This is a genomic window from Streptococcus sp. D7B5, assembly GCF_029691405.1.
In the GTDB taxonomy this organism is placed as follows: Bacteria; Bacillota; Bacilli; order Lactobacillales; family Streptococcaceae; genus Streptococcus.
In genome coordinates this window covers 886,274-899,792 of sequence record NZ_CP121467.1, presented here as the reverse complement: position 1 = coordinate 899,792, position 13,519 = coordinate 886,274, and the positions used below count along the sequence as shown (strand labels likewise).

Below are 13,519 nucleotides of genomic sequence, written 5' to 3'. Positions count from 1 at the left end.
AATATGTCGATTACACCACAAGAAATAAGTGATAAAGCTTTCTCAAGAACATTCAGAGGCTACAATCAGGAAGAAGTTGACCTCTTTCTAGATAAGATTTACTTTGAATTAGAGAAGATGATTCGATACAAAGATGAAACTGAACTCTATATCAAAAAACTAGAAGAACGTCTTTCCTATTATACGAATGATATTCCTAAGAGAACAGTAACAAGCGAGCAAGAACCAGAAGCAATTAATGATTCTATTTTTTATTAAGTAAGTGAGGAAAAGTATGCCAATTACATCGTTAGAAATTAAAGATAAAACCTTTGGTACAAGATTTAGAGGTTTTGATCCAGAAGAAGTAGATGAATTTCTGGATATCGTTGTTCGTGACTACGAAGACTTGGTTCGTAGCAATCACGATAAAGAGACACACATCAAGAGTTTGGAAGAACGTTTGTCTTACTTTGATGAGATGAAGGATTCCTTGAGTCAGTCAGTTTTGATTGCTCAAGATACTGCAGAGCGTGTTAAACAAGCTGCTCAAGAACGTTCAAACAATATTATTCAACAAGCTGAACAAGATGCTCAGCGTTTGCTTGAAGAAGCGAAATACAAGGCAAATGAAATTCTCCGTCAGGCTACAGATAATGCGAAGAGAGTGGCTGTTGAGACAGAAGAGTTGAAGAACAAGAGCCGTGTATTCCATCAACGCCTCAAGTCTACGATTGAAAGTCAGTTAGCAATTGTTGAGTCATCTGATTGGGAAGATATTCTTCGCCCAACAGCTACTTACCTTCAGACAAGTGATGAAGCCTTTAAAGAAGTGGTGGGTGAAGTTCTTGGTGAAACTGTATCTTTACAACCAGAGGAAGAACCTATTGATATGACTCGTCAATTCACACCAGAAGAGGTTGCTGAATTACAAGCTCGTATCGAGGCTGGCAACAAAGAATTAGCTGAGTTTGAAGCTCAACAAAATCAACAGACAGAAGAAAGTGACCAGCATGAAGAGTCAGTTGAAGTAGAAGCTACTGCAACAACTGAGGACGATGCAAACAAAGAATCTGTTCTTATCCTATAAAAAAATGTGAGAACAAGATCCAACCAACTATATTTTCAGCGAGCGGGAGATGGTGAGAGTCCTGCAATCCCTAGTGGTTAGATTATCCTCTCAAGCAATCCAGTCCGAAAACAGTAAGACTAGACGTCCCCCACGTTACGGGAAAAGAGGAAAAGAGACCCTGTCTTTTTTCGAACAAAGGTGGTACCACGATTTTCGTCCTTTTTGCGAATCGTGGTTTTTATTTTGTCATTTTAAATTAAAGGAGTAACAATGAAACTTAAAGAAACCCTCAATCTAGGGAAAACAGACTTTCCTATGCGTGCTGGTCTTCCAACCAAAGAACCAGTTTGGCAAAAAGAATGGGAAGAAGCAAAACTTTACCAACGTCGTCAAGAATTGAACCAAGGAAAACCACATTTCACCTTGCATGATGGACCTCCGTATGCAAACGGAAATATCCACGTTGGACATGCCATGAACAAGATTTCTAAAGATATTATTGTTCGTTCTAAGTCTATGTCTGGATTTTACGCTCCTTACATCCCAGGTTGGGATACTCATGGTCTGCCAATCGAACAAGTCTTGGCAAAACAGGGTGTTAAACGCAAAGAAATGGACTTGGTTGAGTACTTGAAACTTTGCCGCGAGTACGCTCTTTCTCAAGTTGATAAACAACGTGAAGACTTTAAACGTTTGGGTGTTTCTGGTGACTGGGAAAATCCTTATGTGACTTTGACTCCAGACTATGAAGCAGCTCAGATCCGTGTCTTTGGTGAGATGGCTAAAAAAGGCTATATCTACCGTGGTGCCAAGCCAGTTTACTGGTCATGGTCTTCTGAGTCAGCCCTTGCTGAAGCGGAAATTGAGTACCATGACTTGCTTTCAACTTCCCTTTACTATGCTAACCGCGTCAAAGACGGAAAAGGTGTTCTAGATACGGATACTTATATTGTCGTATGGACCACTACACCATTTACTATCACAGCATCTCGTGGTTTGACAGTTGGAGCAGATATTGATTATGTATTGGTACAACCAGCTGGTGAATCTCGTAAGTTTGTCGTTGCTTCAGAATTGTTGAATAGCTTGTCTGAGAAATTTGGTTGGGCTGATGTTCAGGTCTTGGCAACCTACCGTGGTCAAGAATTGAATCACATCGTAACAGTCCACCCATGGGATACGGCTGTAGATGAGTTGGTAATCCTTGGTGACCACGTTACGACTGACTCTGGTACTGGTATTGTCCATACAGCCCCTGGTTTTGGTGAGGACGACTACAATGTCGGTGTTGCCAACGGCCTTGAAGTTGCTGTAACAGTTAACGAACGCGGTATTATGATGGAAAATGCTGGTCCTGAATTTGCGGGTCAGTTCTATGACAAGGTTGTGCCGACTGTTATCGAAAAACTGGGTGATTTGCTCCTTGCTCAAGAAGAAATTTCTCACTCATACCCATTTGACTGGCGTACGAAAAAACCGATCATCTGGCGTGCTGTTCCACAGTGGTTTGCTTCTGTGTCTAAATTCCGCCAAGAAATCTTGGATGAAATTGAAAAAGTGAAGTTCCACTCAGAATGGGGGAAAGTTCGTCTTTACAATATGATTCGTGACCGTGGCGACTGGGTTATCTCTCGTCAACGTGCTTGGGGTGTTCCGCTTCCAATCTTCTACGCAGAAGATGGTACAGCTATCATGACAGCTGAAACGATTGAACATGTAGCTCAACTCTTTGAGGAACACGGTTCTATCATCTGGTGGGAACGTGATGCTAAGGACCTCTTGCCAGAAGGATTTACTCATCCAGGTTCACCAAATGGCGAGTTCAAGAAAGAAACAGATATCATGGACGTATGGTTTGACTCAGGTTCATCATGGAATGGAGTAGTGGTCAACCGTCCAGAACTCAAATATCCAGCAGATCTTTACCTTGAAGGTTCTGACCAGTACCGTGGTTGGTTCAACTCATCACTTATCACATCTGTTGCTAACCATGGCGTTGCTCCCTACAAACAAATCTTGTCACAAGGATTTGCCCTTGATGGTAAAGGTGAGAAGATGTCTAAATCTCTTGGGAATACCATTGCTCCAAGTGATGTTGAAAAACAATTTGGTGCGGAAATCTTGCGTCTCTGGGTAACAAGTGTGGACTCAAGCAATGACGTGCGTATCTCTATGGATATCTTGAGCCAAGTCTCTGAAACTTACCGTAAGATCCGTAACACTCTTCGTTTCTTGATTGCCAACACATCTGACTTTAACCCAGCTCAAGACGCAGTAGCTTACGATGAGCTTCGTTCTGTTGACAAGTACATGACCATCCGCTTTAACCAGCTTGTGAAAACGATTCGTGATGCTTATGCCAACTTTGAATTCTTGACAATCTACAAGGCCTTGGTGAACTTCATCAACGTTGATTTGTCAGCCTTCTACCTTGACTTCGCTAAAGACGTTGTTTACATCGAAGGTGCCAAATCACTCGAACGCCGTCAAATGCAGACTGTGTTCTATGACATTCTTGTGAAAATCACCAAACTCTTGACACCAATCCTTCCGCACACAGCAGAGGAAATCTGGTCATATCTTGAGTTTGAAGCTGAAGACTTCGTTCAATTGTCTGAATTACCAGAAGCTCAAACTTTTGCCAACCAAGAAGAAATCTTGGATACATGGTCAGCCTTCATGGATTTCCGTGGACAAGCTCAAAAAGCCTTGGAAGAAGCGCGTAATGCAAAAGTAATCGGTAAATCACTCGAAGCCCACTTGACAGTTTATCCAAATGAAGTGGTGAAAACTCTTCTTGGAGCAGTGGATAGCAATGTGGCTCAACTCTTGATCGTGTCAGAATTGACCATCGCTGAAGGTACAGCCCCAGAAGGTGCCGTTAGCTTCGAAGATGTAACCTTTACAGTTAAACGCGCTGCAGGTGAAGTCTGTGACCGTTGCCGTCGTATCGATCCAACTACTGCAGAACGTAGCTACCATGCAGTTATCTGTGACCACTGTGCAAGTATTGTAGAAGAAAACTTTGCAGACGCTGTCGCAGAAGGATTTGAAGCGAAATAATCAGATTAGAAATATGTCTTCTCATAGTTTAAGATGAGAGGAAAGGTAAAAGAGAGAAAGTCATTTCTCTCTTTTTTGCTGGAAAAAGTTTAGGACAAAGGGGGTAAATCTAACATTTTTAGGAAGAGTTTTAAGTTGATTTTTGAGATTTTTTTAAAAGAGGAGTCGTTTTTCGGTACTTTTAAAAAGCATGTGTTGCTTCTAAAAATCGCGACAAATAATTTGAATAATCAAGTGAAATCAGGTAGAATAGAAAGGATTGAATAATATATTGAAAAGGAAATCTTTAGAATGACACATCAGTTTTATGGAGAAAAACGACAGCGCTTTTCTTTCCGGAAGTTGTCCGTTGGGCTCGTTTCGGCGACTATTGGAAGCTTCTTTTTGAGTGGGCAAATAACTGGGGACTTGACTTCTGTAAAGGCAGCAGAAATTCAAAGTCAGCAGTCTGCTCAGGTCAAATACCACTACGTAGTGGAGTCTGAATTGACGGAGGCAGAGAAGAGTGCCTTGATCAGGGAGATTCCAAAGTATGTTGAGGATGCTTCAGAGACCTATTACTTAGTTTATCGTCCGACTACTCAAGGGGATTCATCTGGAGTATTGCCTAAGACAGGTCACTCCGGTCTTTGGGAATCAACTTTTACAGCGATGGGTCTTGCATTACTAGTGCTTGTAGTTGTTAGAGGCAGGAACGGGAAGAGGTATTTATCTTCTATCTTGTTGGTAACTGGAATGGGATCCATACTGCTATCTCCAACAGTCTTAGCAGTGACGAATATCGAACTTGCGGCATATAATCAAAGTCTTAACTTGGGTCTTGGAGATGCACTTCCAGCGCCATTGAAAATTGACGGTTACGACTATATCGGTTATCTAAAGAATGAAGAACAAAATGATAGTCATTTAGCTCATTCTGCTCTGAAGGAAAATCCGACACTTGACTGGGAGAAAGAGAAGGGAAGTGAACTTAAACCGAGTGAAACAAATCTTGATATGAAAGAGATTGTTTCAGATAAGGGGGATGCTTTAACTGAGGGAGGAAGAGAAGCTATAGCTGCTAAGGAGAGAGAGTCTGCTCGTCTAAGCACCGTTTATGACTTGCCAGAACTAAAAATTAGTGAGCAGGAGTCAGTTCAAGAACTTCCTTATCAGACAAAATACCAATATTCCGATGAATTGGCTCAAGGGCAATCAAAAGTCATACAATCAGGTGTTCGAGGTCAACGTACAGTAGTGACTCGTCATTTTCGTAAGGATCAAGAAATCGTAAAAAGCGAAATGATTTCTGATCAAGTGACGGTTGAACCTGTTTCTGAAATTATTTTAGTTGGAACAGCTCCAGCTAACTCGATACCAAAAGAAACTCCAGTTCACGAAGTTCCGGAATTGGCAGAATATGGCACAAGTCCTGAGACAGCGCCAGTTCACGAAGTTCCAGAATTGACAGAATATGGCACAACTCCTGAAACAGCACCAGTTCGTGAGACTCCAGAACTGACAGAATATGGTACAAGTCCTGAGACAGCGCCAGTTCACGAAGTTCCAGAATTGACGGAATATGGCACAAGTCCAGAAACAGCGCCAGTTCACGAAGTTCCAGAATTGGCAGAGTATGGCACTAGTCCCGAGACAACTCCAGTTCAAGAGATTCCAGAATTGACAGAATATGGCACAAGTCCAGAAACAGCGCCTGTTCACGAAGTTCCAGAATTGGCAGAGTATGGCACCAGTCCCGAGACATCACCAGTTCAAGAGATTCCTGAATTGACGGAATATGGCACAGCTCCTGAAACAGCGCCTGTTCACGAAGTTCCGGAATTGGCAGAATATGGCACCAGTCCCGAGACATCACCAGTTCAAGAGATTCCAGAACTGACGGAATATGGTACAACTCCTGAAACAGCGCCTGTTCAAGAGAACTCTGAGTTGGAATTGACTACAAATGATGAGGTTAGAATAGAAAAGATTGATTTTTCTATTGACGAGCAATATACAGATGAGATTCCAGAAGGAAGTCGTCAAATCGTAACTCCGGGAGTCCAAGGTGAGCGGACCATCAAGACTCGTGTCTACAGTTCCAACGGTCAAGAGGTTGACCGCCAAGAGTTGTCTAACGAGGAAACACTAGCCCCTGTAACGCAAATCGTCAAAGTCGGCACAGCTAAGCCAACCATGGTGCCGAGCGAGGCGCCAAAAGCAGACGCTCTGCCAGAGTATCCACTGACATATACCGACGAAATTCGCGTTGAGAAAATAGCCTTCAACATCGAGGAGCAATATACGGATGAGCTAGTTCAAGATGCTCGTCAAATCACAACTCCGGGTGTTCAAGGCGAACGTACCATTAAGACTCGTGTCTATAGTTCCAACGGTCAGGAAATCGATCGCCAAGAATTGTCTAATGAGGAAACCCTAGCTCCCGTAACTCAAATTGTCAAGGTCGGTACGGCTAAGCCAACTATGGTACCGAATGAAGCACCGAAAGCAGACGCTCTGCCAGAGTATCCACTGACTTATACAGATGAAACGCGCGTAGAGAAAATAGCCTTCAACATTGAGGAGCAACATACGGACGAATTGGTTCGAGATGCCCGCCAAATCACAACTCCGGGAGTCCAAGGTGAGCGGACCATCAAGACTCGTGTCTACAGTTCCAATGGTCAAGAGGTTGACCGCCAAGAGTTGTCTAACGAGGAAACTCTGGCTCCTGTCACACAAATCGTCAAAGTCGGTACGGCTAAACCAAACATGGTACCAAACAATGCGCCGAAAGTGGACGCTCTGCCTGAGTATCCACTAACTTATACTGACGAAACGCGCGTTGAAAAAATCAACTTTAACATTCGTGAAGAAGAAACGGACGAATTGGTCCAAGATGCGCGCCAAATCGCAACTCCGGGAGTCCAAGGTGAACGAACTATCAAGACTCGAGTCTACAGTTCCAATGGTCAAGTTGTTGACCGTCAAGAATTATCTAACGAAGAAACTCTGGCTCCTGTAACACAAATCGTCAAAGTCGGCACGGCTAAACCAAGCATGGTACCAAGTGATGCACCGAAAGCAGATGCTTTACCAGAGTATTCGCTGACATATACAGATGAAACCCGCGTAGAGAAAATAGCCTTCAATATCGAGGAGCAATATACGGATGAGCTTGTTCAAGATGCTCGTCAAATCGCCACTCCAGGAGTCCAAGGTGAACGGACCATCAAGACCCGTGTCTACAGTTCCAATGGTCAAGAGGTTGACCGCCAAGAGTTGTCTAACGAGGAAACTCTGGCTCCTGTCACACAAATCGTCAAAGTCGGTACGGCTAAACCAAACATGGTACCAAACAATGCGCCGAAAGCGGACGCTTTGCCTGAGTATCCGTTGACTTATACTGACGAAACGCGCGTTGAAAAAATCAACTTTAACATTCGTGAAGAAGAAACGGATGAATTGGTTCGTGATACCCGCCAAATCGCGACTCCGGGTGTCCAAGGCGAACGAACTATCAAGACTCGAGTCTACAGTTCCAACGGTCAAGTTGTCGATCGCCAAGAGTTATCTAATGAAGAAACCCTAGCTCCCATAACGCAAATCGTCAAAGTCGGTACGGCTAAACCAACTATGGTACCGAACGATTCACCGAAAGTAGAGGCTCTGCCAGAATATCCACTGACTTATGCCGATGAAACGCGCGTAGAGAAAATAGCCTTTAATATCGAAGAGCAATATACGGATGAGCTTGTTCAAGATGCCCGCCAAATCACAACTCCGGGTGTCCAAGGCGAACGAACTATCAAGACTCGTGTCTACAGTTCTAACGGTCAAGAGGTTGACCGCCAAGAATTATCCAATGAGGAAACTCTGGCTCCTGTCACACAAATCGTCAAGGTCGGCACGGCTAAACCAAACATGGTGCCAAATGAAGCACCGAAAGCGGAAGCTCTACCAGAGTATCCACTAACTTATACCGACGAAACTCGGGTTGAGAAAATTAACTTCACAATTCGTGAAGAAGAAACTGATGAGCTTGTTCAAGATGCTCGTCAAATCACAACTCCAGGAGTCCAAGGCGAACGTACCATTAAGACTCGAGTCTACAGTTCTAACGGTCAAGAGGTTGACCGCCAAGAGTTGTCCAACGAGGAAACTCTGGCTCCCGTAACGCAAGTGGTCAAGATCGGTACGGCTAAACCAAACATGGTACCGAACGATCCACCGCAAGCAGACGCTTTACCAGAGTATTCGCTGACATATATAGATGAAACCCGCGTAGAGAAAATAGCCTTCAATATCGAGGAGCAATATACCGATGAGCTTGTTCAAGATGCGCGCCAAATCGCAACACCAGGTGTTGAGGGAGAGCGCACGATTAAGACTCGTATCTACAGTTCTAACGGTCAAGAGGTTGACCGCCAAGAGTTGTCTAATGAGGAAACCCTAGCTCCTGTAACGCAAATTGTCAAAGTCGGAACAGCTAAACCAAATATGGTACCAAGTGATGCACCGAAAGCAGATGCTTTACCAGAGTATCCGTTGACTTATACCGACGAAACGCGCGTTGAAAAAATCAACTTTAACATTCGTGAAGAAGAAACCGATGAGCTTGTTCGAGATGCTCGTCAAATCGCCACTCCAGGAGTCCAAGGCGAACGAACTATTAAGACTCGCGTCTACAGTTCTAACGGTCAAGAGGTTGACCGCCAAGAATTGTCCAATGAGGAAACTCTAGCTCCCGTAACGCAAGTGGTCAAGGTCGGCACGGCTAAGCCAAACATGGTACCGAACGATCCACCGAAAGCAGACGCTTTAGAAGAGTTCGATTTAATTTCACTGCATAATCTCTTGGCAGAAGCGGATCAGATTAAAGCTCAGGCCCGTTATTTCAACGATAGTCAGAGTCATCAAGCTAACTATGATGCTGCTTTGACGGCAGGTCAAACGATTCTGAGTCAATCCCAAGCCAGCCAATCAGAAGTCAATCAACTGGTGGAACAAATCAATCAAGCCAAGGCTCAATTAAGTGGTCCTGAAGTTGTTAAAACAGCTCTTCAGACTGAGTACGATTTAAATCCAAGAGTTAAAACTTCGGTTAAATATAAGAATGCGGATTCAGAAAAGCAGACAGCTTATACTGACGAATTGACCAAGGCAGAGGGAGTTTTGAACAATCAAACTGCTACACAAGTACAGGTCAATCAAGTTCTTGCTAGCCTGACAGCAGCCAAAGAAGCTCTAAATGGAGTGCCTAAAGTCAAGCCGACTGTTTCCATTCTAAGTCTGACTGAGAATGCTGATGATAAGTCGGTGACGGTCCAATATAGATTGGAAGACCAGACCCAGTCCTTCCGTTCAGCGACTGCAGAATTGTACCAGGGAGACCAGCTGATTCGCACCCTTCCAATTACCAACTTCGCTGGCAGCTTGAAAATTGGCGACCTAGACTACTACACAGGCTACACTCTAAAAACCAAGTTGACTTATGAACTGGATAATGGCAGCTTTACTGAGTTTGAAACAGACAGTCGTAACTTTGAGCTAGAATACAAGAAGATTGCCTTCCGTGATATTGATTCCGTTGAGTTTTATCATAAAGAAAATGACCAATACAAGCGCTTTGTATCGATGAGCTCTATGCCTACGGATCTGTCTACCTACTTCGTCAAAATCAAGTCAAGCGAATCCAAGGAAATTCTCCTACCAGTTCACAGCATTTCTGAAGCAGAGAAAGATGGCAAGGCGGTTTATAAGGTTAATGTAACCCTTCCTGAACTCGTCCAAGAAAGTGAAGCGGGCTACAAGTCTGGGCACGACTTCTACATCAGTAAGGCAGTCCCTAGTCAGCAAAATGTCTACACTAGCTTTGCTGGATTGGTAGACGCTATGAAGCGAAATATGGCAGGAAACTATGTGTTGGGAGCTGATTTGGATGCGAGCGAGGTCAACCTAGCTCCTGCGGATTATGTCTACCTCAAAGGGAACTTCACCGGTAGTCTGACAGGTAGTCATAATGGTAAGCAATACGCGATTTACAATCTAGCCAAACCTTTATTTGAAAATCTCAAGAGTGGGTCTACCATTTCCAATATAGACTTTAAAAATGTGAATATCGTGGGTACCTATGACTCGGCTGCGCTGGCACGCAATGCGGAAAATGCTCGAATCACAGATGTTTCTGTTCAGGGGAAAGTATCGGTAGTAGGCAACGCTTCTAACGTAGCGGGTCTAGTAGTTAATGGAACCAATACGCAAATTACCAATAGTTCCTTTACTGGTACCATCCTATCTAACAATCAACACATCAAAGCTTATAACGTAGGTGGTTTGGTTGCAAGCCTTAAAGGAGAAGAATCTCTTCTTAGCCAAAGTAAAGCAGATGTAACGATTATTAGTGGTGCTCGATCAAATGAACAACGTATTGGTGGTTTGGTTGGACGTCTAGAAAACAATGCTCGAATCACCAAATCTTATGTGACAGGAAAATTATATAATTCAACCACTAACGGTCAAATCGGTGGAGTGGTCGGCTCGAACTACTTCAATGGTTTAGTTGATAATGTTATCAGTAATGTTAGCGGTACAAATGTTTACAGTATTTCTGGGGATCAGGGATACAAAAACGACCGCATTACGCAAGCCTATAAAGTTGCCAAAAGTGAAACCTTGAAAAACGATCAGTTTATTACTTCTACTATTACTCAAGAAGAAATGGAAGAAAAACTGACTGCTATGGACATCACGACTAGCCTAGATGACACGAATCTAAATATGCGTTTTGTCGACTATGGTGAAGTAAACAATGCTCAATTTGACCGCGGATATTCTTACGCAAATATGGAGAAACTGCTTCCTTTCTACAATAAAGAAACCATTGTTTCGTTTGCTAACAAGATTCCGAAAGAGCATAAGTTGAACAAGGAGTACCTACTGGATGTTGTTCCGATGAAGGGTGACCAGATTATCACTGATATCCATAGCAATAAAACTGCAATCAATCGTTTGATGCTGCACTACATGGACAATACCATTGACTATCTAGAAATATCTTATCAGGGAGATTTCGTCAACCAGGGTATTGCTGAGTATAGGATGAAGGGATTAGACCTTCTTTATACTCCAGAAGCCTTCGTATCAGATTATACTAGCATTCTAAATCAAGTGTTGCCAGAGTTAAACAAGGTAGTTCTTGATTCGCCAGCTATGCGTACAGCTCTCGGAGTAGCCGCAGATACTTCTTTGGATGAACTATACTTAGACACTGCATTTACGCAAGTGAAAAGTAAGCTATCAGGTGAGCTTCGCAAAGTGCTGGCTATGGATAAGGCTATCAATACTGAAGGAGAAGTAGTTAAGGATTATCTTGTTAAGAAGATTCTTGCTGATAAAGAAGCTTTCCTATTGGGTCTGACTTACCTTAACCGTTGGTACAATATCAACTATGATACCTTTAATGTTAAGGACCTATCGGCTTACAAGATGGATTTCTACGGTAAAAATGACGTTTCGGTTCTTGATACAATCATTGCTTTAGGGAAATCAGGACTTGAGAATCTCAAGGCTAAGAACAACTATACAGCATATGATAATTCGCTCTCTGAAGCAACTGGCAAGCGAGGACTCTTCAATTACCTTGAAGGCTACCGTCAGCTCTTCCTACCATACAAGACCAATAATGAATGGCTCAAAACCAATACAAAAGCCTACATCGTTGAGGCTAAGTCCGATGTAGCAGAGGCTAGACAGCTTCAGGATGCAGCCGAGGGCAAGAGCAAGTACTCTGTCGGTGTTTATGACAAGATTACAGCAGATAATTGGGAACACAAGGGCATGCTCCTACCACTCTTGACCATGACTGAAAAAGGTGTCTATGCTATCTCTAATATGTCTACCCTCTCTATGGGGGCTTATGATCGCTATCGTCTGGATGCTAATAACAGAGTGCGCACAGACGCAGAACTAGTTGAATATGTCGAAGACCGTGTTAGAAAGTCAGCTGAATGGCAACGTGATCACTATGATTTCTGGTATAAGATTCTCAGTCCAGAAAGCAAGGACAAGCTCTTCCGTTCTGTTCTGGTTTATGATGGATTCTCATTGGTTGACAAGAATGGTCAAAAATACTGGGCTCCAGCTAATGATAAAAAATCTCTAGCTATGCAGGAGTTCTTCGGACCTGCTGGCAAGTGGTATCCAAGCAAGGGCTATAATGCCTATGCTACGGGTAGTGTAACCCACTTTGATGCTGCTAAATTGTTGGAAGACTATGGTAACTCAGTTTACACGCATGAGATGACCCATAACTCTGACGGTGCTATTTACTTTGAAGGATATGGTCGTCGTGAGGGACTAGGTGCGGAACTCTATGCTCGCGGACTCTTGCAGTCTTCGCCAAGCCCAGATGAACCAACTATTACGCTCAATACTCTCTTCAAGGTGGACAAGGATTCTAAGACACGTATGCATACCTATAATTTCAAGGAACGTGTTCAAAATGCAGCAGACCTTCAACACTATGTCCATGGTATGTTTGACATGATCTACACCTTGGATTATCTAGAAGGTACCTCTATGCTGAAGCAGAGTGATGATGCGAAACTTCAGTGGTTCAGAAAGATGGAGAATTACTATATTACAGATAAGTATGGTAAGGAGACTCATGCTGGTAACCAGACGAGAAGCTTCACTGCTGAAGAAATCAAGCAATTAAAGACCTTTAACTCTCTCATTGAAAATGATGTGATCACTCGTCGGGAGAATAAGGAAAGTGGGAAATATGGTCGAAATGGCTACCTCAGTCTCAGCCTCTTCTCACCAATTTACTCAGCCTTGAGCAATCCAAATGGAGCGCCAGGTGACGTTATGTTCCGTCGCACAGCCTATGAATTACTGGCAGCCAAGGGCTATCATGACGGATTTGTCCCTTATGTTTCTGGTCAGTACTCTCAGGAAGCCTTCGATGAAGGGATGAAAACGTGGGATGGATGGTCTGGAAGAGATGTCGGTCTCGTGACAGACCAGAAAGTCTTGGAAAATGTATTTAAAGGTGAATACACCTCTTGGGCAGCCTTCAAGAAGGCCATGTACAAGGAGCGGATTGATCAGCTGACCAAGCTGAAGCCAATTACCATTGAGTACGAGCTTAAAAATCCAAACAGTACCAAGAAAGTAACCATTCGTTCTTATGCAGAGATGCAGCAGTTGATGGACGCAGCCGTGGCAGAGGATGTACGCAACATTACCAATGCTACTAGCCGTGTCGAAGCTAGCTGGGTTAACCTGCTCAAGAAGAAGATTTACAATGCTTATCTTCGTGAGACAGACGACTTCAGGCAGTCTATTTTCAAGAAATAAGGAAACGATTCTGTTTGATTAAAATTTGAAAAATTCCTAGGTTTAAGGCTACCTAGGAATTTT

Annotated in this window: 4 protein-coding genes; all 4 read left to right on the top strand. The window is 43.3% G+C overall.

What is annotated here, in order from left to right; genetic code table 11:
* The first annotated feature begins 3 nt into the window (after window positions 1-3).
* The 4 genes from P8P68_RS04290 to P8P68_RS04275 all read left to right on the top strand — a co-directional run bounded on the left by P8P68_RS04290 (window position 4) and on the right by P8P68_RS04275 (window position 13,456).
* Window positions 4-258 carry a DivIVA domain-containing protein gene (locus P8P68_RS04290; RefSeq protein ID WP_000028989.1) on the top strand — a complete coding sequence of 85 codons (255 nt, stop codon included), beginning with the start codon at window positions 4-6 and terminating at the stop codon, window positions 256-258.
* Between the two features lie 16 nt (window positions 259-274).
* Window positions 275-1,069, top strand: a complete 795-nt coding sequence (locus P8P68_RS04285) for a DivIVA domain-containing protein (RefSeq protein ID WP_001123190.1) — start codon at window positions 275-277, stop codon at window positions 1,067-1,069.
* Window positions 1,070-1,321: 252 nt separating this feature from the next.
* Entirely contained in the window at window positions 1,322-4,114 is a 2,793-nt protein-coding gene (gene ileS / locus P8P68_RS04280; protein WP_278276253.1) for an isoleucine--tRNA ligase, read from the top strand.
* Window positions 4,115-4,405: 291 nt separating this feature from the next.
* Window positions 4,406-13,456, top strand: coding sequence for a ZmpA/ZmpB/ZmpC family metallo-endopeptidase (locus P8P68_RS04275; RefSeq protein ID WP_278276252.1), 9,051 nt, complete (start codon window positions 4,406-4,408; stop codon window positions 13,454-13,456).
* Window positions 13,457-13,519: the final 63 nt, after the last annotated feature.

Excerpts from the sequence above, each read along its gene's own strand:
- P8P68_RS04290 (WP_000028989.1), top strand. The coding sequence starts at position 4 with ATGTCGATTACACCACAAGAAATAAGTGATAAAGCTTTCTCAAGAACA.
- P8P68_RS04285 (WP_001123190.1), top strand. The coding sequence starts at position 275 with ATGCCAATTACATCGTTAGAAATTAAAGATAAAACCTTTGGTACAAGA.
- P8P68_RS04275 (WP_278276252.1), top strand. The coding sequence starts at position 4,406 with ATGACACATCAGTTTTATGGAGAAAAACGACAGCGCTTTTCTTTCCGG.
- ileS (WP_278276253.1), top strand. The coding sequence starts at position 1,322 with ATGAAACTTAAAGAAACCCTCAATCTAGGGAAAACAGACTTTCCTATG.